At 64.2% G+C, this 25888-nt stretch carries 22 protein-coding genes and 1 tRNA gene; 15 read left to right on the forward strand and 8 right to left on the reverse strand.

What is annotated here, in order from left to right; translation table 11 throughout:
* Window positions 1-194 precede the first annotated feature (194 nt).
* From PE058_RS06475 to PE058_RS06495, 5 genes are all read left to right on the forward strand, one after another.
* Window positions 195-1598: a dipeptidase gene (locus tag PE058_RS06475; RefSeq protein WP_271030164.1), complete on the forward strand. Its 1404-nt coding sequence runs from the start codon at window positions 195-197 to the stop codon at window positions 1596-1598.
* Window positions 1599-1652: 54 nt separating this feature from the next.
* Window positions 1653-2417 (forward strand): ribonuclease T2 family protein, encoded by a 765-nt coding sequence (locus PE058_RS06480; protein ID WP_271030165.1) that lies wholly within the window; start codon window positions 1653-1655, stop codon window positions 2415-2417.
* A 279-nt stretch (window positions 2418-2696) separates the two neighbouring features.
* Window positions 2697-3245: a hypothetical protein gene (locus tag PE058_RS06485; protein ID WP_271030166.1), complete on the forward strand. Its 549-nt coding sequence runs from the start codon at window positions 2697-2699 to the stop codon at window positions 3243-3245.
* A 279-nt stretch (window positions 3246-3524) separates the two neighbouring features.
* Window positions 3525-3911 (forward strand): hypothetical protein, encoded by a 387-nt coding sequence (locus tag PE058_RS06490; protein ID WP_020084562.1) that lies wholly within the window; start codon window positions 3525-3527, stop codon window positions 3909-3911.
* 164 nt (window positions 3912-4075) lie between these two features.
* Window positions 4076-4570, forward strand: coding sequence for a hypothetical protein (locus tag PE058_RS06495; protein ID WP_271030167.1), 495 nt, complete (start codon window positions 4076-4078; stop codon window positions 4568-4570).
* Window positions 4571-4597: 27 nt separating this feature from the next.
* On the opposite strand, the gene PE058_RS06500 is transcribed toward PE058_RS06495, so the two are convergent.
* From PE058_RS06500 to PE058_RS06515, 4 genes are all read right to left on the reverse strand, one after another.
* Window positions 4598-5356, reverse strand: a complete 759-nt coding sequence (locus PE058_RS06500; protein ID WP_020084564.1) for a hypothetical protein — start codon at window positions 5354-5356, stop codon at window positions 4598-4600.
* A 547-nt stretch (window positions 5357-5903) separates the two neighbouring features.
* Window positions 5904-6725: a TorF family putative porin gene (locus tag PE058_RS06505; protein ID WP_271030168.1), complete on the reverse strand. Its 822-nt coding sequence runs from the start codon at window positions 6723-6725 to the stop codon at window positions 5904-5906.
* Window positions 6726-6965: 240 nt separating this feature from the next.
* Entirely contained in the window at window positions 6966-7763 is a 798-nt protein-coding gene (locus PE058_RS06510; protein ID WP_271030169.1) for a TorF family putative porin, read from the reverse strand.
* A gap of 487 nt (window positions 7764-8250) precedes the next feature.
* Window positions 8251-9009, reverse strand: a complete 759-nt coding sequence (locus tag PE058_RS06515; protein ID WP_271030170.1) for a TorF family putative porin — start codon at window positions 9007-9009, stop codon at window positions 8251-8253.
* 415 nt (window positions 9010-9424) lie between these two features.
* On the opposite strand from PE058_RS06515, the gene PE058_RS06520 reads away from it, so the two are divergent.
* The 3 genes from PE058_RS06520 to PE058_RS06530 all read left to right on the forward strand — a co-directional run bounded on the left by PE058_RS06520 (window position 9425) and on the right by PE058_RS06530 (window position 13481).
* The gene (locus tag PE058_RS06520; RefSeq protein WP_026867817.1) at window positions 9425-10180 is read left to right on the forward strand and encodes an SDR family oxidoreductase; all 756 of its coding nucleotides are present in this window, start codon (window positions 9425-9427) and stop codon (window positions 10178-10180) included.
* Between the two features lie 218 nt (window positions 10181-10398).
* Window positions 10399-11763, forward strand: coding sequence for a glucosaminidase domain-containing protein (locus PE058_RS06525; protein WP_026867818.1), 1365 nt, complete (start codon window positions 10399-10401; stop codon window positions 11761-11763).
* Between the two features lie 77 nt (window positions 11764-11840).
* Entirely contained in the window at window positions 11841-13481 is a 1641-nt protein-coding gene (locus PE058_RS06530) for a glucosaminidase domain-containing protein (protein ID WP_271030171.1), read from the forward strand.
* Window positions 13482-13523: 42 nt separating this feature from the next.
* On the opposite strand, the gene PE058_RS06535 is transcribed toward PE058_RS06530, so the two are convergent.
* A complete protein-coding gene (locus PE058_RS06535; RefSeq protein WP_020084571.1) occupies window positions 13524-14486 on the reverse strand; it encodes a hypothetical protein in 963 nt (320 codons plus the stop codon).
* 183 nt (window positions 14487-14669) lie between these two features.
* On the opposite strand from PE058_RS06535, the gene uvrC reads away from it, so the two are divergent.
* From uvrC to PE058_RS06565, 6 genes are all read left to right on the forward strand, one after another.
* Window positions 14670-16691 (forward strand): excinuclease ABC subunit UvrC, encoded by a 2022-nt coding sequence (gene uvrC, locus PE058_RS06540; RefSeq protein WP_020084572.1) that lies wholly within the window; start codon window positions 14670-14672, stop codon window positions 16689-16691.
* Window positions 16692-17034: 343 nt separating this feature from the next.
* Window positions 17035-18033 carry an NAD(P)-dependent methylenetetrahydromethanopterin dehydrogenase gene (locus PE058_RS06545; RefSeq protein ID WP_271030599.1) on the forward strand — a complete coding sequence of 333 codons (999 nt, stop codon included), beginning with the start codon at window positions 17035-17037 and terminating at the stop codon, window positions 18031-18033.
* A gap of 327 nt (window positions 18034-18360) precedes the next feature.
* Window positions 18361-18951: a CDP-diacylglycerol--glycerol-3-phosphate 3-phosphatidyltransferase gene (pgsA, locus tag PE058_RS06550; RefSeq protein WP_020084574.1), complete on the forward strand. Its 591-nt coding sequence runs from the start codon at window positions 18361-18363 to the stop codon at window positions 18949-18951.
* Window positions 18952-18955: 4 nt separating this feature from the next.
* Complete coding sequence (gene moaD, locus PE058_RS06555; RefSeq protein WP_020084575.1) at window positions 18956-19261, forward strand: molybdopterin converting factor subunit 1; 306 nt, start codon at window positions 18956-18958, stop codon at window positions 19259-19261.
* Between the two features lie 12 nt (window positions 19262-19273).
* On the forward strand, window positions 19274-19747 hold the full coding sequence (locus tag PE058_RS06560; protein ID WP_020084576.1) for a molybdenum cofactor biosynthesis protein MoaE: 474 nt from the start codon (window positions 19274-19276) through the stop codon (window positions 19745-19747).
* A gap of 214 nt (window positions 19748-19961) precedes the next feature.
* On the forward strand, window positions 19962-21335 hold the full coding sequence (locus PE058_RS06565) for an N-acetylmuramoyl-L-alanine amidase (protein ID WP_020084577.1): 1374 nt from the start codon (window positions 19962-19964) through the stop codon (window positions 21333-21335).
* A 694-nt stretch (window positions 21336-22029) separates the two neighbouring features.
* Here PE058_RS06565 and PE058_RS06570 read toward each other — a convergent pair.
* Complete coding sequence (locus tag PE058_RS06570; RefSeq protein WP_026867820.1) at window positions 22030-22677, reverse strand: hypothetical protein; 648 nt, start codon at window positions 22675-22677, stop codon at window positions 22030-22032.
* Window positions 22678-22871: 194 nt separating this feature from the next.
* On the opposite strand from PE058_RS06570, the gene PE058_RS06575 reads away from it, so the two are divergent.
* A tRNA-Ser gene (locus PE058_RS06575) sits at window positions 22872-22964 on the forward strand.
* Between the two features lie 1083 nt (window positions 22965-24047).
* Here PE058_RS06575 and PE058_RS06580 read toward each other — a convergent pair.
* Together PE058_RS06580 and PE058_RS06585 are read right to left on the reverse strand one after the other, a co-directional pair.
* The gene (locus PE058_RS06580) at window positions 24048-24647 is read right to left on the reverse strand and encodes a HupE/UreJ family protein (protein ID WP_271030172.1); all 600 of its coding nucleotides are present in this window, start codon (window positions 24645-24647) and stop codon (window positions 24048-24050) included.
* Between the two features lie 8 nt (window positions 24648-24655).
* The gene (locus PE058_RS06585) at window positions 24656-25783 is read right to left on the reverse strand and encodes an agmatinase family protein (protein WP_020087588.1); all 1128 of its coding nucleotides are present in this window, start codon (window positions 25781-25783) and stop codon (window positions 24656-24658) included.
* Between the last annotated feature and the right edge of the window lie 105 nt (window positions 25784-25888).

Raw genomic sequence — 25888 nt, forward strand, 5'->3', positions numbered from 1 at the left:
ATATTTTGATTAAGAGACTGTTTCACAACCTCGCCACCCATTGGGGCCACACTCGGCGGACCGGGCCTCCAGAGTGCCGGATTGATGCCCGGTGCGGGACTGTGGCATAGCCGCCGGGATGCGCCAACACTCCCTTTGACTGCACCGGACCGATCGCGCACTCTCGCGAACGTCTTGCTCAAGATAGGACTCCCATGACGGATCACGTTGCCAAGGTTCTCGAGCGGCTCGACCGCAATTTCGACGCCGGCCTCGAGCGGCTGTTCGAGCTGCTCCGGATAGAGAGCATCTCGGCGGACCCGGCCTACAAGGACTCCTGCCGCAAGGCAGCCGATTGGTGCGCGGCGCAATTGACGGAGGCCGGCATCCCGGCCAGCGTGCGCCAGACGACGGGGCATCCGATCGTGGTGGGGCACGATCGCGCAAAGGTCGCGAAGGGCACGCCGCACGTTCTCTTCTACGGCCACTATGACGTGCAGCCGCCGGACCCGCTCGAGCTGTGGACCAAGCCGCCATTCGAGCCGCGCATCGCGAGCGACAAGGCCAACGGCAAGGTCATCGTTGCGCGCGGCGCCGAGGACAACAAGGGCCAGCTCATGACCTTCCTGGAGGCGGCGCGCGCCTGGAAAGAGGTCGTGGGCGAGCTGCCGCTCGCCGTTTCGGCGATGATCGAAGGCGAGGAAGAGTGCGGGTCCCCGTCGCTTCCCGGCTTTCTCAAGAAAAGCGGCAAGGAGATCAAGGCGGATCTCGTGCTGGTGTGCGACACGGGGCAGTGGGACAAGGACACGCCCGCCATCACCACCATGCTGCGCGGGCTCGCGGGTATCGAGGTGATCGTCAAGGGACCGTCGCGCGATCTGCATTCGGGCATGTACGGCGGGCCGGCGATGAACCCGATCCGCGCGCTCGTCGGCCTGCTCGGCAAGATCCACGACGACAAGGGCCGCATCAAGATTCCGGGCTTCTATGACGGGATCGTCGCGCCCACCAAGGCGCAGCTCAAGCAATGGCAGGCGCTCGGTCTCGACGCGAAGCAATTGCTGGGGCCGATCGGGCTGTCGACGCCCGCCGGCGAGAGGTCCGCTTCGCTCATCGAGCAGCTCTGGTCGCGCCCGACGCTCGAGTTCAACGGCATCACGGGCGGTTATCAGGGAGTAGGCTCGAAGACAGTCATTCCGGCGCAGGCCTCGGTCAAGATCACGTGCCGCCTGGTGCCGGGGCAAGATCCCGAGCACGTGCTGGCCGCCGTGCGCAAGTTCGTGACCGACAATCTGCCAGACGACTGCGAGGCCGAGTTCCTCGGCGGGCATGGCAGCGCGGCGATCGGGTTCGACACGTCCGCGCCCGCGATGCAGGCCGCTGCCGCTGCGCTCGAGGAGGAGTGGGGCACCAAGACCGTGCTGATGGGGTGCGGCGCCTCGATCCCGATCGTGACCTCGTTCAAGGCCGCGCTCGGGATGGATAGCCTGCTCGTCGGCTTCGGCGTGGAGGACGACCGTATCCACTCGCCCAATGAGAAATACAACTTGAAGAGCTTCAAGAAGGGCGCGCGGAGCTGGGTCAGAATACTCGATGCGCTTTCGCGCCGCGTGGCGTGATACAGGGCATCTCTCCTTCCCTCTCCGCAGCAGAACCGGACCCGATCGATCTTCATGGCCTCCCGTCCTCAGCTCACTCTCCCTGGCCTTCTGGCGCTGATCGCAATTGCCCTGGTGCTCGCCTATTTCGAGCGCAAGGGCGACGAGGGCGGAAACCGGTCCGGGGAGGCACCGCCCGCGACGGCGGCTCGCAACACCAGTGGCGGCGCCCGGAATGAGGCGAATGCGGCGGGCGCGTTCGACTATTACTCGCTGGTGCTCTCCTGGAGCCCGACGCACTGCGACAGCCCCGAGGGGCAGGATGACGATACGCAATGCGCGCGCCGGGACGGGCGGCGCTATGCGTTCATCCTGCATGGGCTCTGGCCGCAGTACGAGCGCGGGTATCCCGAGGACTGCCCCACACGGGTGAAGCCTTACGTGCCGCAATCCATCATCGACGACATGATGGACATCATGCCGAGCAAGCGGCTGATCATTCATGAGTACCGCAAGCACGGGACCTGCTCGGGCCTCACGCCAGAGGGGTACTTCCAAACCGCGCGGCGGCTGTTCGCGAGCCTCAAGGTGCCGGAGCGTTTCCGCAAACCCACGCAAGCGCAGTTTCTCGATCCGCGCGACGTCATTCGGGAGTTCGCGGCGGTGAACCCGCAGCTCAAGCCCGACATGATGGCGGTGGCCTGCCGCGGCCCGGGAAGCCGTTTCCGCGAGATCCGCATCTGCTTCTCGAAGACCGGCGAGCCGCGTTCCTGCGGCGACAACGAGGATCAGGGCGCGCTTTGCCGGAGCTCCCGGATGCACGTGCCGCCGGTTCGCTGAGCGGCGCGGCTTTCAGCGCGCGTGCTCAGGCAGCTCGACGCTTCTTCGCTTGTGGATAAGTCTGCGGCTGCTGTGCAGTCTCCGCTAGTCTCCTGTCTTCATGGGATGCGGGAAAGCCGCGTTGGATCATGCGCTTGATTGGTCATGTCTCTGTGAGACTCATGCGGGCCTGTGGGATCGCGGTCTTTTGATTGCCGCATTTCGGCTTGCCGCCACCGCCGCCTCGTCTCAAGCTTCGAGTCGTTCTGCGTTTGGTTTTCGCTATTGCAGGCTCGAGGCATGCAGGGAATTGCGAACGAACGCAGTCTGGCTTCCGCGTTGGGCGGAGAGTTCCGCGCGGAGGGGCATGATGGCGCTGCGGCCATTGAGGCCGGTGCTCCGCCGGTTGTCACGGCTCGCGAGCGGCTCGATGCCGCCAAGCGGCTGCTCGATGGTTTGAGCGGTCTCGGCTGGAGCATCATCGGATTTCTGGGAGGCGCGGTGTTCTGGCACTTCGTCGGGTTCTGGAGCTTCGTTTCCAACGTGGTGCTGGCAGGCGGCCCCGCGGTCGAGGCTGTGCCGAGCGCGTCACGTCACGCGCTCAGGGCGGAGCAGCCCTCCGGCTGGATCCGAATGGCGGAAGCGTCTGTGGCGCCCGCGTCGTGCACGTCGCTTTTTCTGGACCGGCGCACGGGGGTGACCTCTGCGCGCGCCTGCGAGGCGGATCACGCGCCGCTGCCGGCGGATACCTTCCAGGGGCGGGAAGATCGCATTATCGCATCGGACGCAGTTGACGACGGCGCGGCTGGGCAGGGCGCTGCGGGCGGCCTCGGCGCCCGGGATCCGTAGCGGCGTGCCCGGCGAGATCGGCTCGCCTAGAGCCGGCCGGTAGTCTAAGCTCCGGGCACGAGCCCGGCCGTTTCGCCATATTTTGCGAGACTGCAAATTTTTGAGCCGGGTGTGGCAAGGCCTTCAACGCCGTTTGTTTACAAGGTCATCCGGCGGGTGGCGCATAGTTCCTTTTAAGTTTCGGCGGGGTGGCGCCTGAAAGCTGCCCCGATGCACGGCTACCAGCCCTGTTGTTGCTCAAAGCGTTGAGCCGTCAGTAGTTTTTGTGGAGTCGTAGATATGGATCTCGCCGCCGGACAAAGCTGGACCTATCGAGCGCCCGCCGGGTTCGAAACGTCCCGGCTGCTGATCGGCGCGATTGCATCTTTCGACGGTCAGAGGACTATCGTGCTGGCGGCAGCCGTGCATGCTCCCCGCCGCCATGCCGACGGCCACTTGGACATGGTGACCATTCCTTTTCTGCCGATGACCGAAGCGGCGTTCCGGGCAAGCGTCGTGGATCTCGACGAGACGGCGGCGGAATTGCCGGAGCAGTTCGCAGAAAAGCTTCAGGAATGGAGCAACGACCCAAGGGGGCTCTCCACGTTCACCGTGCGCTTCGAGGGATTCCTGGATCAGATGATTGCCCATCAGATGGCGGAGATCGCCGGGCTATCCGCAGCTTAGGTCCGTGGGCGCGCAGGACGGGCGGAATCTTCATTGCTGTCATTTTGTGTAAGCATTTTTCTCCAACATATTATTTTGGAACGATAAATTATATTTGCTTTAACCAAACGATGTAATCTTCCTCTTTAGAACAAGTCCGTCCGCGGACTTCTGGGAGGTGGGTTATGCCGGCCGCGGCTGCAGGAAACGGGATTGTCGGAAGGTTTTTCGGCTGGATTCTCCGGGCGCTCGCCGGGTCCAAGGCGGGGCGTGGTGCCGCTCCCGATTTTTCGCATTTCCTGCCTGCCCTGTTCCTGGTGCGCCAGGCTCCCAAGGTGGAGCGGGTTTTCGGCTTCTTCGCTTCCGATTTCTCCATTTCGAGCGCGCGGCGCTGGGCGCTTGCCGCGCGTCTGAGGTCCATCGCCCGCCTGAATGTCCCCAAGGGGCTCAAGGGCGCTCGGCGGCGGACGACGCCGCCCGCGGGGAAACCCATTCCGAAAAAGGCGCCGCGCCTGCTCAAGCGTTACAAGCAGACGACAGGCACTCTCGTGCTCGGGCGCCAAAAGAGCATCGTTGCCGAGAGCCCGGTGCGCCGGTCCGCGACGATCTTCACGCTCCCGGACATGCCGCAGCGTGCCCTGCGTTCGGCCGTCATGTCCGAGAAGCGCCAAGCTGCTTGAACGGGCTTTGAGGCCCTGAGCTTTGGGTTAGCCTGCCTTGCGCAGACGCTCGGGGCGCCAGGAGGCGGGGGCGAGCGCGATGTAGCCGAGGCCGGGCGTGGGCGTGTCCATATTGTCCAGCTCGGTCGGGTCGATGCTCCAACGCTGGGCGAGCCGCAGCACGTGCTCTTCGGTGGGATAGAGAATGATCTCTCCGCCGGCATCCCCCTTACGGCCGCGCACGCCGCGGAAATCGAACAGCTTGAGGCCGAGCGCGCGCTCCTCCTTGGTGGCGCGACCCCGGTTCCAGACGACGCCGGAATCCGTGATGGCGAAGGCACGGATGATGCGGCCTTCCAGGAGGCGTGCCCAGGCGAAGCAATCGATGGCCGGGTAGGCGAAGAAGAACTGCACCTCGACGAAGCGCCGGCCGAGCTGCTCGAGAAGCGGGGAGCATTTGTTGGTGAAGTTGCGGCCGACGGGATGGGGTAGAGCCAGGCCGACGACGAACGTCCAGCCGTTCACCGGCGGGGATACGAAGACGTGGTCGTTGCCGAGGTGGTCGTCGTAGACGGTGCCGATCCCGGATTTCCAGTTGCAAGGCTCGGCCGCGAGCAAGCCCAGCTCCTCCACTACGGCGCGGGTATCGCGGCTTCGCACGGCGAGCCAGGCCATCCTGTAACCGAAGCCAGCCGGCCGGTCCGGGCTTTGCTCGAAGATCACGCGTCCGTCGGCCATGCGCGGCGCAAGCGTGTGCGCCGCGACCGCGATCGTGAGAGCGACCATGATGGCAATCGTCAGAATCACGGCATCTGCTCAATTTTCCGCCTCTCAATCTCATAGATTGCGCGCAGCCGGATGATCAAGCTCCAGGCGGCGAGAGCTGGGGAAAATCGGGGATTGCGGGTCCGCTCAAGCAAACGAGGCCAGCCTGCTTTCCTTCGCCGGCCGCGGGGACGCCGGGGAGTTCTGCCAGGCTGGCCTCTTTCTCCGCCGCGTACCCGCAGGCGGGGCGTGGCGGTCGTAGACGGACGCGCGATGACGAGGGCGATGCGCGCGTCCCCCTCCTGTTCCTCTCAAGCGAACGCCGAGGCCGGCGGCTCGCGCCCCACTGCGGAATTCGGGGCGAGAGGATCAGTCTCAAGAGGCGACTTGCGGCAGACGCTAGCGGGAGCGGGTGACAGCACGATGAAGGGCTTGCAACGGCCGTATGGCAGCATGTCAGTGGTCTGGGCATATCTCCGCGCCGGGCGCGCAGACAGGCGAGCGCGCAAAGAAAAACCGAGGCCGGTAGGCCTCGGTTTTCAGCATCGCCCATGCAGGAGGTCGGGCTTCAAAGAAAGAGTTCAGGACATCAAGGCAACGTGACCTTGGCGGTGAACACGAAACGCTCGTCGCAGAGGCCTTCGCTGACGCAAACGGCCGGACCGACGACATTGCCAATGTCCGTATCCCAATAGCGGAAGTCGAACGTGAACTTCTCGACCGCGAGGGCGAGGCCGACGTTCCAGTAGGTGTATTCGTCCTCTCGCGTGCCATCCACGCTGAAGCCTTCCTTCCAGTCGCCGTAGACGGTGCCATAGGCGCCAGTGATGGAGGGGCTGAAGATGCCGAACTGCGGCAGCTCATAGGCGGCTGCGCTTTCCAGCGTGAAGACCTCGCCGACGTCGCCGCCGTATTCAGAGGACCAGTAGAGCGTGGTGCCGCTGGTGAGGCCCTTGATCCACGGCGAGGCCATGCTGTAGCCGGCCTTCAGTTCCACATAATCGAGCTCTGCGGCGGAATCCTTCGCGCTGGGGTAGGCGTAGTAGAGCACGCCGAGGTCGAAGGTGACCGGACCCCAGGTGGGCTTGAGGCCCGCGTACAGGTCGATTTCCGCGTTGGCCTTCGGATTGTCGTCGAAGTCGACGTTGGAGGCCCAGATACCGGCATAGAAGATGCCGTAGGTGAGGTCGACGGATCCTTGGGCGGCCGGGTTCTCGAAGGTCTGCGAGATGCCGCGGAAGACGTAGTCGCTGGTGCCGCCAAGCGTGACCGAGAGATCGAGCTTGCGACCCTCGGCGATGGGGGCGTCCTTGACGCTACCGCCGTAGCCGTCTGCCAGGGCAGCGCCCGACAGGCTCACGAGCGAAACGCCCGCGAGAAGTGTCAGCGCCGAATTTCTGAAACCCCACATGAATACCGTCCCTCAACGCAGAATCGTTGTCTCGCGCTTTGTGCCACGCGCGATACGCGTACCCCTTGTGCCGGACAGGAAAGCGCAGAGGTCGTTAGCAAACAAGAACAAAGGGCGAGACGACGATTCGTCTCCCCAGGTTTGTGTCTTGCGCGCAACGCTTTAGCCACTGGGCCCTTCCACAAACGAAAACGGGACCCGCGAGGGTCCCGTTCCGTTGTGAATTCTGGCGCGTGCCGACTAGGGCAGCGTGACCTTTGCCGAGAACACGAAGCGGTCGTCGGAGAGGCCGTAGGTGCCGGGAAGAGCGTCAGCCTTGCTGATGTCCGTATCCCAGTAGCGGAAGTCGAAGGTGAACTTCTCGACGGCGAGCGCAAGACCAACGTTCCAGTAGGTGTAGTCGTCGCCATTGACGAGAACACCAACTTCCTCGGTGCCTTGCCAGCCATACGTGCCGCCAATCGTCGGCGTGAAGATGCCGACTGCAGGAAGCGCGTAAGCTGCGGTGCCTTCGACCGCGTAGGTCTCGCCCCAGCCCTGCTGCTCCGGCGAGTAGAAGCCCATTACGCCGATGGTCAGGTTCTTGGCGATCTCGCCGCTGGCACCAGCCTTGAGCTCGACATAGTCAAGCTCGTGGTTGGCGCGCGGACCCGAGATGTCGTCGCCGCTCGGATAGGTGTAGTAGAGAACGCCTAAGTCGAACGTGACCGGGCCGAGAACCGGCTTGATGCCGGCGTACCAGTCGATTTCAGCAGGCGCTCCGAGGCCGCCAACGTTGGACGCCCATGCGCCAGCGTACAGAATTCCGTACGAGAAATCGATCGAGCCCTGAGCTGCCGGATCTTCGTTGCGCAGCGAGAGGCCACGGAAGATATAGTCGGACGTGCCGCCGAGAGTGACCGACCAGCTGAACTCGCGACCAGCCGGAGCCGGCGCGTCCTTCACGCTTTCACCGTAGCCGTCTGCAAGAGCGGCGCCCGAAAGGGTCAAAAGCGCGATGCTCGCGGCTCCGACCGACTTGGCGAATGATGCTTTCATAGTACCTGTAACCCCCAAAGTCCCACACCTGAGTTCGTGTGCCCCCTACCGAACAGGTCTCCTGATCATGCGTCAGAAACAGAATGATCGGGCGACCCGCTTCCACTCGGCGAGTGCGTCTTGCCCATCAGAAGACCGAAACTCCCCACCAAGCACAAGCTTTAAGACACACGGGTCCACCGCTGCCGTTACAGGTGTCTCATCAATGCCACTCTGGCCGGAAACTGGCCACTTCTTGCCTTCAAAAAGCGCAAACTGGAGGCATCTGTTGACGGATTGTGAACGGGATTTGGGAGGCTGCTGCCTATTTTTTAGGCATGTCGCAATGCGCAATGGGGAAAAGAAAGTAATCTCACGTCGGATGTTCAGGTGAATCAGAATCAAAAACGGTGCTGTCGAAAGCCGGAACAGTGTTTTGATTCCCCGTTTGGCAAAAAAAACGGGGCCAGAAACGGCCCCGTTCAGGTGCAGATGGGAAAGGAGAGACCTACGGGAAGGCAACCTTCGCGGTGAAGACGAAGCGCTCGTCCGAGAGGTTGGTCAGGCTGACGGCGTTGAAGGTGTCGAAGTCGCTGTCCCAGTAGCGGAAATCGAAGGAGAACTTGTCGTAGCCAAGCGTCAGGCCGACGTTCCACCACGCGGTTTCCACGTCCGTGTCCACGTTCTCGGAGTAGCCGTAGGTGCCGCTGATGGTGGGATCGAAGACGAAGACCTTCGGAAGGGCGTAGGCAAGGCTGGTTTCCGAGACCCAATATTCGCCATTGTCACCCGCGGCTTCCGGGCTCCAGTAAAAGTAGGTCGATCCGGTCAGCTTGGGGAGAATTTCGCCGCTCACGCCGATCTTGAGCTCGACCACCTCCGCGTCGCCCTTGGCGGGCTCGGTGACACCGGGATAGGTGTAGTAGATGATCCCGAGGTCGAAGGTCGCGGGGCCGAGCACCGGCTTGATGCCCGCGTAGTAATCGATCTCTAGGTTGCCGCCGAGGAAGGTCTCGTCGATGGAGGAGCCCCAGGCGCCCGCGTAGAGAATGCCGTATGCGAAGTCGATGCCGGCCTGCAGGGCCGGGTCGTTGTCGGACTGAGACACGCCGCGGAAGACGTAGTCGCTCGTGATCGCCGCGTTGACGGACCAGGAGAACTCGCGTCCGGCCGGGGGCGGGGTCATGTCGCTGGCGAGAGCCGGTGCCGCGCACGTAAGAAGCGCGATGCCGGCCGCGCCAACCGATTTCGTGAATGACATTGTCATCGTACCTAAACCCCCAAAAGATAGTTCCCACACTCGATGCGCCCTACGCCGGATGCGTGCTCCCCGGTCCTCTCGGCGTGCCGCAAGACTAGGAGAGAGCGCCGCTTTATTGGCGTAACGTGGGTGTCATAAAGGGCGGAAACCTCTGATGGAGCCAAGCCTTAAACGCGGCGGGTGAGGGGCTCGCTCAAACGGTGTCGCGCAGCAGCAACTCGGGCTCGAAATTGGCTGCTCATTGCGCAACTGGCGCTCGCTAAAGAGGCACAAAACCAAGGAATTTCGGACGATTTGACGCGCTTGTGCACCACGCGCGAGCAATGCCCAAGTGATGCGCACGTTGGCGTGATGCGATTGGACGGCTATCTCTCGTCGGTCAGCGCGCCGAAGTGCAGTCGTCAGCAGGACCCTTACGAAGATGTCTCATCCAAACGAGCTTGCGCCTACTGTGCTCATCACCGGGAGCGCCCGGCGTATCGGACGCGCGATCGCGCTCGATCTGGCGCGCAATGGCTGGCAGGTGTGCGTGCATTATCGCCGCTCGTCGCGGGAGGCGGAGGCCTTGGTCACCGAGATCCGCAATGCGGGGGGAACCGGGGCCGCGATCGCGGGGGATCTCGCGTCAGAAGCCGACATCGAAGGGCTCATTCCGAAGTGCCGGGAGCTGTTCGGCCCGCCGGTCTGCCTGATCAACAATGCGTCGGAATTCCTCGTCGACACGGTTGCGACGGTGACGCCCGGCACCTGGGACACGCACCTCGACATCAACCTCAAGGCACCTGTGTTCCTCGCCAAGGCGCTGTTCCTCAATCTGCCGGAGGGTGTGGCGGGCAACGTGATCAACATCATCGACCAGCGGGTGTGGAAGCTCACGCCCGACTTCTTCTCCTACACCATCTCCAAGGCGGGGCTGTGGACGGCGACGCGGACGCTGGCGCAGGCGCTCGCGCCCAGGGTCCGCGTCAACGCGATCGGGCCGGGGCCGGTGCTCAAGAGCGTCCATCAGACGGATGCCGATTTCGCGCGGGAGGCCCAGTCGACCCTGCTCAAGCGTGGGCCGACCCCGGAAGAGATCGCGGCCGCCGTCCGCTTCATCCTGGCCTCCCCGTCATTGACCGGGCAGATGATTGCGCTCGACGGCGGGCAGCATCTGACCTGGGCGGAGGGGCAGTAGGCAGTTGGGTTAAGCGCGGGTGGCTGCGCGCTTGTGCCCGTCCACGCCACAATTCCTCCCTCTCATCCCCCCACTCGCGCCCCAAACATGGGTCACGGGTAAGCCTCATCTGTCGTCCGTCGATTCGCGCGTAAACCGGCTCTTAAGCTTAAGGGCTTACGAACCATTGTTCGGATTGTTGGGCGCGCTCTGCGCCGCGTAGAAAATTGGGGTGTCCCATGACCTGCCGATCTAGGTCTTCACGTTCCGGCGTGGCGCTGCTTCTGGCGTCCGTAACAGCTCTTCCCGCCGCTGCCAGCGCGGCCGATCTGCCCCCGATTAAAGTCAGCGAAACCAATCAAGTCGCCGAATGCGCGACGCCGGGCCGCTTGATGAGCTACGTCAGGCAGCGCAACCCCAAGCTCGAACCCAAATTCGACGTGGTCGCCAGCGAATACATGCGCCACGGCGAGGCGCTGCACGTGCGCTGGGACTATGCGTTTTTCCAGATGCTGCTCGAGACGGGCTATCTCGCTTATGGCGGCGACGTGAAGCCGGACCAGAATAATTTTGCGGGCCTGGGCGCGACCGGAAAGGGCGCGCGGGGCGAGCGCTTCAAGGACGTTTCGACCGGCGCACGGGCGCACATCGAGCATCTTCTGATGTACTCGGGTGAGCACGTGGAAAACCCGGTCGCCGAGCGCACGCGCAATATTCAGGAGTGGAACGTTCTCACGTCCTGGCAAAAGAGCATCGACGGGCCGATCACGTTCACCCAGCTCGCCAAGAAGTGGGCCCCGACCAGCCGTCGGTATGCCGTCGACATCGAGACCATCGCCACGCGCTTTTTCGACGGCGTCTGCAAGGAGGCCGATCCGCAGCCGGAGCTGGTCGCGGAGATCCGCGGAACGCCCGTGAAAACGGCGTCGGCAGAGGCCCCGGCGAAGACGCGTGGCCTCGACGCGCAGAAGCGCGCCATTGAGGCGGCCAAGGCCGAGGGCACGACGGGCCGCTCGTCACTCGGCGCTCCGCCTGCCGCAGAGGATCAGGGTGCCGCGAAGCTTCCGGTGAAGGCCGCTTCCGCGGAGGCGGCCGCCGTCGCACCGGATGCGAAGGCGAAGACGCAGACCGCGTCGATGAGCCCGCCGCTCACGCTTCTCAACGCCGAACCCACGCCTCCTGCCGAGACGCAGGTTTCCATGGAGGCCGAGCAGGCCGCCGTGGCGGCTCCGGCAGCCGGCAAATCCAAGGGTGCAAAGGCCATCGAGGTGGCCGCGCTGCCCGGTGCGATCAAGGATGCCGGCAAGGTGGAGAAAAAGACCGAGAAAGCCGACAAGCCGGACAAGAAGGCGGCTCCGAGCGCGGCAGCCTCCGGCAAGTGCCGTGTGTGGACCGCGAGCTACGGCGGATCCAAGGCCATCATCATCAAGGCCACGCAGGACAAGACGACCAACTACACGGTGCTCGACGTCAACGACGGGTCCGAAAAGCGCGAGGCCGACGCCTACATCAACGCCTATGCGAAGGGCGGGCAGTCGGTCGGCGAGTTCCAGAGTCAGTCTCAGGCCCTGGAAAAAGCCTTCGAGCTCTGCCCCGAGGGCTGAGGGAAGCTCGGATCGTTGCGTTCGTTGGTGTTGTCCGTGAGCGTTTCATGACCGCAAGTTTTTCGAGTCTTTCCTTTGTGAGCCGATCGGCGTGCGTGGTGCTGGCCGCGGGGCTCGCAGCGCTTGCTGCCCCGCTCGCGGCCGTGGCCGCCCCCAAGCTGCCCGAGATCCGCACCTCGCGGCAGAACATGGTTCCGGCCTGCGTGACGCCCGAGCGGCTGATGGCGTTTCTCACGCGGCGCAACGGCAATCTCTCGCCGCGCTTTCGCGACATCGCCTCTTTCTATCGCCACCACGGCGAGACCTGGCACGTGCGCTGGGACTACGCGTTCTTCCAGATGGCGATCGAGACCAACTTTCTCACCTATCGCGCGCCGAACGGGCGCATGGGGGACGTCGATCCCAAGCAGAACAATTTTGCAGGCATCGGTACGACCGGCGGCGGCGTTCCCGGTGACAGCTTTCCGGATGTGAACACGGGCGTGCTGGCGCAGATCCAGCACCTCGTCGTGTACTCCGGTGAAATGATCAACAATCCCGTCGCGCCGCGCACGCAGCTCAAGCAGGAGCACATTCTCGCCAAGTCGCGGGAGCTGAACCGTCCGGTGCGCTTCTCGGATCTCGCACGGCGCTGGGCGGCCGATCCCAAGTATGCCGGCTCCATCGAGTGGGTGGCGGGGCAGTTCCGCTCCGAATACTGCGCGGGCGGACAGCGCGCCGCGCCTCAGGACATCGAAGTGCTGCCCTGGCAGCAAGCTCCGGCTCAGCCGCGGGCTACCGGCGGAGGACGTGCGGCGGCGCCCCCTTCCCAGCCGCCGGAGCGTCGTGGAGGAATGACAACGGGGGCGACGTCGTCGGCTTCGTCCGCGGTTCGCACGGTCTGGTCGCGCGGGGACGCGACAGCGCCCGCCGCGGCTCCGATGCGTGAACGCGCGCCTGCCTCTTCGACGGCCTCGGCGGCAACGGCGCCCTCGGCGAAGGCGGCTGTGAAGGCTGCGGCTTCGCCTTCCAAAGCTCCGGCTGCGCGCACTGCCGCCGACGCGGTCGCGGAATTGCTTGCCGAGCCCGATGGGTTCACCACGCCGGCTGCACCTGCTTCTCCGGCATCACCGGCCGATACCGCCGAGAGCGGCGAGCCCGTGCCTGGATTCGCGCTGTTCACACCGCCGTCCGCGCTTGCAGACGTGAAAGTACCAGCCCTAAAGCCTGCATCTCATGTGGCTCAAGCTGGCAATGGGGCTCCTGCATCTGATGTGAAACAGGCCGCTGCACCTGCGGACGCTCTCGCGGGACCGCCGCCTCCACCACCTGCGACCGCTGTCGTTCCGCCGATCGCGGAGAGCGTTCCGCCGCCGCCGAGCACGCCTTACGTCGCCGCAGCCGGACCCGAAGCGGGTGGGCTGGCTGCGCTCGTGACGGGTCTTGGAGGCGGAGGAGATGCGACTGCCAAGCCCCAATTCGATCCTCCTTCAGGCCTCGGCGTAAAGCCGGGGCGTTGTCTTGTCGAAACCGCGCGGTATGGCGGCGAGACGACTGTGCTGGTGAAATCTCCGGTGGGCGCGGATGTGCACTACATTGCGCTTTCGGTGATCGACGGCTTCGAGGACAGCATGACGAAGAGCTTTCTCTCGTCGCGTCCGGCGGGCGGTGAAGCGATCGGCACGTTCCCGTCGCGAAACGAGGCGCTCGCCAAAGCTCATTCGCTCTGCGCGAGCTGAGCCCGGCCGCGTTTCTATCTCAGATCTCCGTCTTTCTTGCTGCTATTGCGCGGGCGCGAAGTATTTGAGCGCGGCCGTGGAGACGGCCCCGCCAACCACGCACGGAATGCCGAGCGCGACCTGGCCCATCGCGCCGGCGGCCACGCAGCCGAGGGCGAGCGCCGTTTGACCCGCCTGTCCCCACCAGGCGAAGTCACGCGCCTTCTGTGGGCCTTTGAGCTTCAACTCGTCGATGGCGGCGAGGGCGTCCTTCCGGATCTTGCCGATCTCGAAGGTCTCGGCGGCCTCGATCACCTCGCGGAGCGGCTTTCTCACCTCGGGCGGCTGACGGTTCATCTCCTCGGCGAGGATGTCGAGAAGATCGCGCTCGCGCGAGGCGTTGCTGGCGAGCGTCCATTTTGCCATGGAGCCGATGGTCAGCTTTTCCAGGTCGTCCTTGTTGGTGGAGAGTTTGAGCGCGCTCACGATGCGCTCGATAGGTTCGCGATAGCCGGTTGCGAAGTAATAGCCCCAGAGCGCGTCGAGAACGTAAGAGCCTTCGTCGATGGGCAGCTCCTGGAGCGTCTTGCCGTCGCCGTAGAGATATTTGCGGATGAGCACCATGCGGGCGGGCATGCGCTCGATGAACTTCTGCAGCAGCTGCTTCCAGTCCGGAAGGCCCGAGTAGGCGATGGCTCGGATCAGCACCACCTGATCCTCGGGCGGCATCGGGAACATGCGGGAGACCAGCCGTTCCGCGCCTTCCGGATTGGCGCCGATGACGCCGCCGATGAAGCCGACATAGACGCCGGCCGAATCCAGATCGCGGAACAGGCCGAGGTCGCCCATCGCGTGCACGACTTCCGGCAGGCGGTCCGGCTCCGGCGCCCGGCGATAGTCGTTGATCCATTTCAGGACCTGCTCCGACTTCTTGAACTCGAGCGGCGGCGGCTTCGGCTTGTCCTTCGCCAGCGCGGGGGACAAGGCCACCACGAGCGCGACAGCAAGGGTTGTGAAAACTCGCATGGGCCGTCACCTCCGGACGCGCCGGGCTCAGCGGGATCAATTGCGCGTAGATTGCCTTTCGGTCCGCCCAAGGACTGCGACCTCCGAGGCGAATTTGTGGCATTTCGGCCCGGTGCGGCGGTGTTGCCGCCGATTTCATGCTGCCTGCTTGACGGGCGGGGCCATCCCGCCAATGTTCCGGACATGCCCAACACCGAAGACAAGACCGGCGCGCCCCCCGCCAATATCGGGCCGGAAGAACGCCGCGAGAGCGCGGGCGCGCCGGTGCCCACGGGGGCGGACGTGATCGCGTCCTATCTCAAGACCCTGACCACGGGGCCTGGCGTCTACCGCATGCTCGATGCGGGCGGCGAGGTGGTCTACGTGGGCAAGGCGCGCAATCTCAAAGCGCGCGTTCAGAATTATACGCGGCTCGCCGGGCTCCCGAACCGCACGCTGCGGATGATCCAGGCTACGGCCTCCATGGAGTTCGTGACGGTCAGGACCGAGGCCGAGGCGCTGCTGCTCGAGGCGAACCTGATCAAGCGGTTTCGTCCGCGCTTCAACGTCACGCTGCGGGACGACAAGTCGTTTCCGTACATTCTGATCCGCCGCGATCAAGGCGCGCCCCAGATCCTGAAACATCGCGGCGCGCGCACCATCAAGGGCGAATACTTCGGGCCGTTCGCGTCGGCGGGGGCGGTGAACCGCACCATCAACATGCTGGAGCGCGCGTTCCTTCTGCGCTCCTGCTCCGACAGCGTCTACGAGAGCCGCACGCGGCCATGCCTGCTCTATCAGATCAAGCGTTGCTCGGCGCCGTGCACGGGCGAGATCAGCCTTGAAGACTATGGGGCGCTTGTGGACGAGGCGCTGCGGTTTCTCAAGGGCGAGAGCCAGTCGGTGCGCGAAATGTACCAGCGGCTGATGGAGGAGGCGGCGGAGAAGCTCGAGTTCGAGCGGGCGGCGAAGCTGCGCAACCGCCTTTGGGCGCTGGCGCACGTGACGGCCGAGCAGGCGATCAACCCCGACGGCGTCGAGGAAGCGGACGTGTTCGCGGCGTTCCAGGAGGGCGGGCAGACCTGCATCCAGGTGTTCTTCTTCCGCGTCGGCCAGAACTGGGGCAACCGCGCCTACTATCCGAAGGCCGATCGGTCTCTTCCGGTGGAAGAGGTGCTCGATAGCTTCGTTGCGCAGTTCTATGACGACAAGCCCGTGCCGCGGCTGATCCTTCTCTCGCACGAGATCGCCAACCATGCGCTTCTCGCGGAAGCGCTCTCGATAAAGGCCGACCGGCGTGTGGAGATCCGCGTTCCGCAGCGGGGCGTGAAGTCGGGGCTGGTCGAGCACGCACTCTCCAATGCCCGCGAAGCGCTCGGCCGCAAGCTCGCCGAGGGCTCGTCGCAGCGTACGCTGCTCGCGGCGCTGGGCGAGCGGTTCGGGCTTCCGCGGCCGCCGCGCCGCGTGGAGGTGTTCGACAACAGCCACATCATGGGCACCAATGCCGTGGGCGGCATGATCGTTGCCGGGCCGGAGGGGTTCGCGAAGGGGGCCTATCGCAAGTTCAACATCCGATCGGATGCGCTCGTGCCGGGTGACGACTACGGCATGATGCGGGAGGTGCTGGAGCGCCGTTTCCGCCGGCTTGCCGAGAACGAGGCCGAAGCTCCGGCCGAGACGCCCGCGGAAGCGCTGTGGGAGCATGTGCCGGGGCAGGGCGAGGCGGCCGAGGAGGAAGCGGAAGCCGCTTCTTTTCCGGATACGCTGCCGGACCGGCCGGACCTGGTTCTGGTGGATGGCGGCCTGGGGCAGCTCACGGTCGCGCTTGAGGTGCTGGCGGAGCTCGGGATCAGCGACATCAAGGTGGTCGGTGTCGCCAAGGGGCCGGACCGGGATGCGGGTCGCGAACATTTTCATATGCCGGGCCGGGCGCCCTTCATGCTGGAGCCGCGCGATCCCGTGCTCTACTTCGTGCAGCGGCTGCGCGATGAGGCTCATCGCTTCGCCATCGGCACGCACCGGGCCAAACGGGCGAAGTCGCTCGGGGCCAACCCGCTCGATGAGATCGCGGGGATCGGCCCGACGCGCAAGCGCGCGCTGCTGAAGCACTTCGGCTCTGCCAAGGCCGTGTCGCGCGCCGGCGTGGACGATCTGCAGGCCGTCGACGGGATTTCAGCGGAAATGGCGAAGAAGATTTACGATTTCTTTCACGAGCGCAGGGTTTGAGACGTTGGCCTTTGGCCCGTTAATGTTTTGTCGAGCGAATACCGTTTCCTTGCGATACCTTTTTGAGTTTTTGCCGCAGGCTGATTGACCAACGCCTGCCATTCCCAGCTATTTTTAAAATCCTTTCTCAACCATCGGCTGTCATAGTCACCGTTCAAGGGTGTGGCAGACCGGCGTCGCGTGAGGCCGTGCCGGCGCCCGCAGAGTGTCGTGCGTGTGCCCGTCGAGGGCGTGGGGGAAGTTCGTCATGCGTGTGAGTGAGGATGTGCTGGGCCGTCGCCCTTCGAGCGACGCTCGTTCGAAGCGTGCGCGCTCGTCCGAAAAGCGGACGCCCCAGTCGGCTTTGAAATCCAGCCCCGCGAAGGCCTCGCAAGCCGCGAAAACGCCCAAGCGCGCGAAAGCGAAAGCGAAGGATGCGGCGCCGGGATCGCTGCCGATCCTCTACATGCTTTCTCCGCAGAAATTCATGAGCCCGTTCGACTGCAACATGGCGGTCGATTCCGGATACAAAGTCGTCCTGCCCTACGACAACGTGGGCCTCGGCGACGTGGGTGCCCTGGTGCAGGACGCGATCTTCTCGCGGCCGCCGAAAGCCATGACGGGCCTGTTCATCGGCGGCAAGGACATCACGCTCGCGCTCGACATGATGAAGGCGGCGCGCCGCGCGATGGTGCCGCCGTTCGAGGTTTCCGTTTTCGCCGATCCGGGCGGGTCATTCACGACCGCGGCGGCGATGGTGGCGTGCGTCGAGCGCGTGCTGCGGCGCAGCTACGGACGTGGCTGGCAGGGCCTTCGGGTTTCCGTGTTCGGCGCGATGGGCGTCGTCGGATTTTCGTCCGCCGTCATCGCCGCGAACGAGGGTGCGGAGGTGCGCATCGTGGCGCACGATGCAATAGAGCCGCTGGAGGCTTCCGCCGGGTTTGCGGCCGAGCGTTTCAACGTTGCGCTCCATCCCGTCGCCGGGCAGACGGATGCGCTCAAGAGCAAGCTTCTCAAGACTTCCGACGTGATCTTCACGGCGGGTCCGGCTGGGGTGAACATCATCTCGCGGATGCAACTCGCAAAGGCGCCGGGGCTTCTCGTCGCTGCGGACGTCAATGCGGTGAAGCCCTACGGTATCGAGGGTCTGGATCTCTTCATGGATGGCGTTCCGCTTCCGGGATGCAGCACGCTCGGCGTCGGCGCGCTCGCCATCGGCGATATCAAGTACAAGACGCAGGCGGGGCTGTTCCGCCGTATGCTGACGGCTTCGCAGCCGCTCGACCTCGATTTCCGCGATGCGTTCGAGCTCGCGCGCCAGATCGTGTCGGACGCCGGGCGGGACACCAAGGCCAAGATTTAACCAAGCCTCTCCGCCATAAAAAATGAGCAGAGCAGGAGCTTTTACTCCTGCTCTGCCCACAATGGCGCCTGATTCCAAATACGCGGCTACACTCTAGGCGCTGACGACCAGCGGTCGACGACGAGATACTTACGTCGGCAGCTTGACGTTTCTGTTACGAGAACGAGTGGTCGGGCGGTTTGTTCCTGGGTTCCGGGATTTGCCTGTGGATAAGGCCTATTGCGGCGCCCCGGCTGGGGACTTCGCTGTTTCTCCTTCAAGCCGTGTTGAGCCGCCGGTCGGTACCCCATTGACTGGCGTGCGCCCGGATGGTGTTAGCTAGGCGCCATGGACCCGCCCATCTCAACCCGGCCTCATGCGACCAGCCTGCCGAACGTGCTCACCTACGCACGGATCGCGGCTGTTCCTGCGCTCGTGGCCTGCCTGATGTTCGTCGAAGGGGAAGCCGGGCGGTGGGCCGCGTTCTGGCTGTTCGTCGCCGCGGCCATCACCGACTGGCTCGATGGGTACCTCGCGCGCCGGCTCGAGCAGCAGTCGACGCTGGGACGCATGCTGGACCCGATCGCGGACAAGCTGATCGTGGGGGCGGCGCTGATCATGCTGGTGCATGACCGGACCATCGACGGGCTGTCGATCTGGGCCGCCATCGTGATCATGTGCCGTGAAATCCTCGTTTCCGGGCTGCGCGAGTTCCTGGCGGAGCTGAACGTCAAGGTGCACGTGACGGCCCTCGCCAAATGGAAGACGGCCGTGCAGATGGTCGCGCTGGCATTTCTGATCGCGGGACCGGCCGGAGACCGGATCGTTCCGGGCACTTCGGTTGCGGGAATTGTGCTTCTCTGGGTCGCGGCAGTGCTTACGCTCTGGACCGGCTATGACTATCTCAAGGCTGGTGTCCGCCACGCGATGGAAGGGTAGTTCGGTGTCGATCGGAACGATAAGCGAGGCTCGGGCCTCTGCCGCGGCGGGGCAGCGCCTCACCGTGCGCTATTTCGCCTGGGTGCGCGAGAAAGTGGGACGCGCGGAGGAGGTCGTCGACGTGCCTCAGGGCGTCGCGACCGTCGGCGATCTCGTGGCTTGGCTCAGCACGCGCGGCCCCGAGTACGAGAACGCGTTCGCGCGGGCAGGCGTGGTGCGCGCTGCGCTGGATCAGGTTCATGTGAAGCCGGCGCATGCGCTTGCGGGTGCGCGGGAGATCGCCTTCTTTCCGCCGGTGACTGGCGGCTGAGGAGAAACGGCCGTGGCGGTGCGTGTTCAGCGCGAGGCGTTCGATGTGGCGGAGGAAATCCGCCTCTTGACCGATAGGCGTACCGACGTCGGCGGTATCGTGACCTTCACGGGGCTCGTGCGCGGCGAAGCCGGCGGGCGGGCGCTCCAGACGCTCACCCTCGAGCACTATCCTGGCATGACCGAACTCGAGCTCGGCCGTATCGACGATGAGGCCCGCGAGCGGTTCGGCCTCACCGGATCTCTCGTCGTTCACCGGTTCGGCGAGTTGAAGCCCGGCGACCCGATCGTTCTGGTCATCACGCTCTCGGCCCACCGCAGGGCGGCCTTCGAGGCGGCGGAGTTCCTGATGGACTATCTCAAGTCCCGGGCGCCGTTCTGGAAAAAGGAGTCCTTCGCCGACGGGACTGAGACGTGGGTCGACGAGCGGGCCAGCGATGGGGCCGCCCTCGCGCGCTGGACGGGCGCATCGTTAACCGAAAAGTAACCAAATACGTTTTCCTAAATAAAATCTTCACAACATTGATTTTGCTTGGTTATTCCCGTGCGCCCGCGCTCGGCATGGTGGACGATTAGTAAATCGTTAACCTTTATCGTTCCATAACAATGCCTGATGGCGTCCCGCAAAACGCCATTATCTACGGTTACTTAATGACTGTCCCGCCAATGGACCGTGTTGCGTAGACGGGGGTCACACAACGATGATGAATGAATACCGGCAGCGCTTTGCGCTGCAGAGCTTCTGCGCGCTTTTTGCGCTTGCGTTTCCGCTCGCGGCGATCGCGGCGGACCAGCGCGCCGTGTCAGACAAGATCCCTGCCGCTTCCCCGCAAAAATCCAAGAAATCCGTCGAGACCGGCTCTCTCGGTGCCGCTGCCAAAGCCAAGGTGCAGGCCGCTGCCGCGCCGGAAGCGACGCTCGGCGGCGACGCCAGCCATACGCGCTTTCTGATTGGCCTCCCCAAGGAGGTCGAGTTCCAGGTTTTCTCGCTTTCGAACCCCAATCGCGTGATCGTGGACATCGCGGAGACCGCGCTGCGTCTTCCTGCGCAGCCCGAGGAGAACATCGCGGTCGGTCTCGTGAAGTCGTTCCAGGCCGGCCGATCGGCGCCCGGCAAGTCCCGCGTGGTGATCGAGGTCACGCGCCCGGTCGTCGTTGAGAGCGCCAGCATCGAAGGTGCGAAGGACGGCAAGGGCCATCGCCTGGCGCTCGACATCGTGCCGGTCAACTCGGCCACCAAGGCGGCGAAGAAGCCGCTCAAGGTCGCGCCGTTCGCGCTCGGTGCCGTCGACGTGCAACCCCCGCTGCCGATGCCCGCCCAGCGTCCGGACGAGATCGCCGCGCGCTCGTTCAAGCCGATCATCGTGATTGATCCTGGCCACGGCGGACACGACTCGGGTGCCATGAAAAACGGCACCGTCGAGAAGGATGTCGTCCTCGCCTTCAGCCTCATGCTCAAGGACAAGCTCGAGAAGACCGGCCGTTACAAAGTGCTGATGACGCGCGATACCGACGTGTTCGTCGAGCTCGGCAAGCGCGTCGATTTCGCCGAGGAGCACAAGGCGAACCTGTTCATCGCCGTGCACGCCGACTATGCGGGCGGCAACTCCAAGGCGCGCGGTGCCACCATCTATTCGCTGCGCGAGAACGTTGCCAACGCACTTCAGCGCTCCGCCAAGGGCGAGGTGTCGAGCGCCGTCCTGACGAAGGATGAAGTCGACACGATGAAGAAGGCGAGCATCGACAACGATCTCTCGGCGGTTAAGAGCATTCTCGCCGATCTCGCGGGGCGCGAGGTCGACGCCACGCAGGAGCGCACCAGCGTCTTCACCCGCTCGGTGATCGAATACATGGGCGCAAGCACTGAGCTTCGTGCCAAGCCGGACCAGCAGGCCGCGTTCCGGGTGCTGAAGACGGCGCAGTTCCCCTCGGTGTTGATCGAGCTCGCCTACGTCACCAACAAGCAGGACGCGGAGCTGCTCAGATCCGACACGTGGCGCGATAAGGTTTCGGATTCCATTATGACCGCGGTCGAGAACTACTTCGGAAATCAGATCGCGCGCCTGCCGATGTAGCGGCCGTCTCGCGCAAGCTTCAAAAACTAGAAGGCCGGCCCTGGGGGGACCGGCCTTTAGTTTTTCTAGCCGGCGCCGGGTCGCACGCCCTGCCGGCAAAGCTCATTCAAGTTCTACTTGGAGGATGCGGAGGTTTAAGTCGCCACAGGAGTACAAAGTCCCAGTCGGTATCGTGCCGAAGCTCATGGGTATGAGCGGCGCTCCTTGGTCGGGACGCGTCGGTGGACCACTGACGAAGGTGCTTCAGCATAGTGCACTCCATCTTCTAGCTGGTGCCGTGACCGAGCTCCGATCGAATAAGCCTGCGACAGCCGCGACACACCTCTCCCTCTGCCAGGGCTGGCGGAGCGAGACGACGACGATGCTGACGGGGCCGGAGCGGACACGGCGGTCCTGGACGGACTTATGGGATGGTGCGATGCGCGCCTTTGGAACGCTCCCTCTGGCAGCGCCGTCCTGGGCTGCCACACGTTCCACTGGGCTCTTTGACCAGCTGATCGGTCGTTTCGGTTCAGAGATCTCAAGGACACCTGTCCAAAAAGGCTCTGACGCATGCACCGGTAGCAGACGCAAGGCGGCCGAGACCGCAGTCGCGTCAGGCGAGGTAATTCTCCCCCACGGCTTAGAACGTATGTGATTCGAATGAAGCCAAGCTAACGGTTCGCAATATTATTTGCGGCGTGGCTGGCTTGACTCACTGATGAGGCGGCTCGTCCGGCGGGGCGGGTTTTTCGGCCGGTTCGGCTTGCTGGCCGCAGTCGCTGAAGAGCGACGTCAGGCAGTTCCACGTCTTGGTTGCGGCATTGCCAATGGCGCTTCCGGCGTTGCCGATCTGCTCGCCCGCTTTTTTCGCAGTTCCGCCGATGGCTTCGCCGGCCTGCTCCAGGCCCTTCTTGGAGGATCTCACCGTTTCGCCGGCCAGCTCCTCGACCGTGCGCGGCACCTTTGCCGGCTTTTCGGCTTCCGGCGGCGGCGCGGTCTCGGGTGCGGGAGGCTCACTTGCGAGCGGGGTGCGGTTGTCAGGTGCCGGCGCCCCGATCTGAGGTGCCGCCATGCCCGGGAGCTTCGGTGGCGGCTTCACCATGGTGGTGAGGCCGGGACAGGGGAAGGGCGCGCCGCGGGAGACCGCGCAGGCCTCGTGGCGGCCCTTCGAGGCCATTTCCGAGATGCAGTAGAGGGAGGCGCTGGGGTCCTTGCCGGGGCCGTCCGGCGTTCCGTCGACGACGCACCGGTACATGGCGGGCGGGCCTTCGCACGTCACGCAGTATTCGAGCGCCCACGCACTTCCTGACGCGGCCAGGACAAGTGCGGCGCCCGCGCCTGCGTATGCGATACGAACCATCCCCTTACTCCACTGGCCGGCACTGTTTTTTGCTTCGGCGACGAGTTTGTGCGGCTCACGCCCCTTATCATATGACTTGGGACAAACCAATGAAGGGGCCGTGCCCGCCTGGGTGTGAAAACGTCGGTCAGAAAGGGTGGCGGCGCGCTTGCAAAGCGGCGACCCCACATCTATACGGGTGCTTCGCGCGATCCGGAGACGTGGCCGAGAGGCTGAAGGCGGCGGTTTGCTAAATCGTTATACCCTCTAAAGGGGTATCAGGGGTTCGAATCCCCTCGTCTCCGCCATTTTTTCGCTCACGCGCCTGTAGGCGCTCCGCGAGGGCGGGCCACTTGGCCCGGGTCGCCTTGCTCCCGCGCCCTTCGGGCTGAAGTTCGAATTTTGCCCCTCGTCTCCGCCATTTTTTCGCTCACGCGCCTGTAGGCGTTCCGCGAGGGCAGGCCACTTGGCCCGGGTCGCCTTGCTCCCGCGCCCTTCGGGCTGAAGTTCGAATTTTGCCCCTCGTCTCCGCCATTTTTTCGCTCACGCGCCTGTAGGCGTTCCGCGAGGGCAGGCCACTTGGCCCGGGTCGCCTTGCTCCCGCGCCCTTCGGGCTGAAGTTCGAATTTTGCCCCTCGTCTCCGCCATTTTTTCGCTCACGCGCCTGTAGGCGTTCCGCGAGGGCAGGCCACTTGGCCCGGGTCGCCTTGCTCCCGCGCCCTTCGGGCTGAAGTTCGAATTTTGCCCCTCGTCTCCGCCATTTTTCCGCTCACGCGCCTGTAGGCGCTCCGCGAGGGCGGGCCACTTGGCCCGGGTCGCCTTGCTCCCGCGCCCTTCGGGCTGAAGTTCGAATTTTGCCCCTCGTCTCCGCCATTTTTCTGCTCACGCGCCTGTAGGCGCTCCGCGAGGGCGGGCCACTTGGCCCGGGTCGCCTTGCTCCCGCGACCTTCGGGCTGAAGTTCGAATTTTGCCCCTCGTCTCCGCCATTTTTCTGCTCACGCGCCTGTAGGCGCTCCGCGAGGGCGGGCCACTTGGCCCGGGTCGCCTTGCTCCCGCGCCCTTCGGGCTGAAGTTCGAATTTTGCCCATCGTCTCCGCCATTTTTCCGCTCACGCGCCTGTAGGCGCTCCGCGAGGGCGGGCCACTTGGCCCGGGTCGCCTTGCTCCCGCGCCCTTCGGGCTGAAGTTCGAACGTGGCCCCGGGGCGCCACAATGCGCTATTTCACAAAATAATTCTGGTTTCGAGCTGCCGCGCAGCAACCATGCGTAGCGCCGAGCTCTGCGTGTTTTCGCAACATCAGAGGCGTCACACACCCGAGGAGCCCAAGATCGCAAAAAAAAGCCCACGGCATCCCTGCCGTGGGCTTTCGCAGTGTGCGCCGACCGCGGGCCTCAGATTCCCGCTACGAGAAAAACACCGGCAACCGCAATTGCACAGCCCGCGATGCGAGGGATCACGTCCCGCATGTCCTGCGTGCGCTTGAAAGCAAAGCCGATGGCGATGCCAGCGAGGTGAAGCAAGGCCGTAGCAGCCAGGAAGCCTGCCGCATAGCTGGCCCCGGACACATTCATCGGCATCTCGGCTCCGTGGGCATAGCCGTGGAACAGAGCGAAGAAGCCAACGAGCCCCACGGCCGCAATCGTCGGAAGCGGAACCTGCAGCGCAACCGCCAGTCCGAGGACGACGACGGACATGGCGATCGCCAGTTCCACAAAGGGCAGCTCGACCTGTCCGATCGCGAGCGCCGCGCCCACCACCATCGTGAGCATGAAAGACAGTGGAACGATCCAGATCGCCCTGCGGCCGAGGAGCGCCGCCAACATGCCGACCGCCGTCATGGCCAGAAAGTGGTCGAGCCCCCCGATGGGGTGCATTAGGCCGTGCGTAAAGCCGTCGACATCTCCGTGTCCCACATGCGCCGAAGCCGGCAGGGCGGACGAGAGTGCGCAGATCGAGGCAGCCACTGACCAAAAGAGTCTACGATGCAGCATTGTCTTTCTCACTTCATGACCTTGTTGCGATGACCGAGATGTCCCTCCGAAACGAGGGTGCCAAGCACGTCGAGGATCACGCGGCACGCGAGCTGTGCCGTGTTGTCGTTGACGTCGTAGGGCGGAGATACCTCCACGACCTCCATTCCGCACAATCCCTCCTTGGCGATCGTGTGAATCATCTCGAAGGCTTCTCGCGGCAGCAGGCCGCCCGGTTCGGGTGAGCCGGTTCCGGGTGCGAAGCCCGGGTCGATCGAGTCGATATCGAAAGAAAGGTAGACGGCCTTGCAGCCTTCCCAGGCCATTTCCAAGGCGATCTCCGCCGCTTTTTTCGGGCCGTGGTGCTGCACGTCGTGCATCGTGAGAACGCTGGTGCCTCTCCGTTTGGCGACGGCCGTTCCCGGGCGGTTGCCGTACCAGCCTCCGATGCCGATCTGGACGAGATTGCGGGGATGGCAGTTTGGCAACCCGACGTCGTGCATGTGGCTGTGGTCGCGGTGAGAATGGGTCCCGCCTTCGTGCGTCGTCCAGAACCAAGGCGTCGTATGCATACGCTCATCCATATCCTTTTCCTGGATATCGATGTGGCGATCGATGTGAATGATGCCGACGTTGCCGTCGATGTGTGGGGCGATCCCGCGAACGTTCGGAAAGCCGAGGGAGTGATCACCACCACAAATGATGGGGAACACGCCAGACGTGTAGATATGGGAGACGGCCTTTGTTACCTGATCGAAGGTCTTCTCGATGTTTCCGGGGATGACAAAAATGTCTCCCGCGTCGCACAAATCCAGCTCTTCGTAGATGTCTACGCCACCGTCGAACCAGTAGCCGTCATAGAGTGCCGAGATGCGGCGCACCGCCTGAGGCCCAAAGCGCGTGCCCGGCCGGTAGGTCGTCGCGGAATCGAAGGGCGCGCCGACGAACGCCGCTTCGAAATTGCCGATTTTGCGCACATCCTCGCAGTAAGGCGCCTTCATGAAGGTATTGATGCCTGCGAAGGCCGGCTGGTGGCCACGGCTGAAGAGCGAGATGTTCCGGTCGATGACCGAGCTCGCCGCCTCCAGTCCGTACTCCAGGCTCTGCCTGACCTCCTCGTCCTGCTTGTTCTGGGAGAGACGGGACAAGGTCTGCATGGTCCGAGCGCCGTGGGTATCCTCCCGCCTCACCCCATGTGGCTGGTGTGAATGCACATGACCCCTGCGTTCGCGGCCATGGTTATCGTTGTTGTTCGCCATCGA

The organism is Hyphomicrobium sp. DMF-1 (assembly GCF_027886585.1).
Lineage (GTDB): Bacteria > Pseudomonadota > Alphaproteobacteria > Rhizobiales > Hyphomicrobiaceae > Hyphomicrobium_C > Hyphomicrobium_C zavarzinii.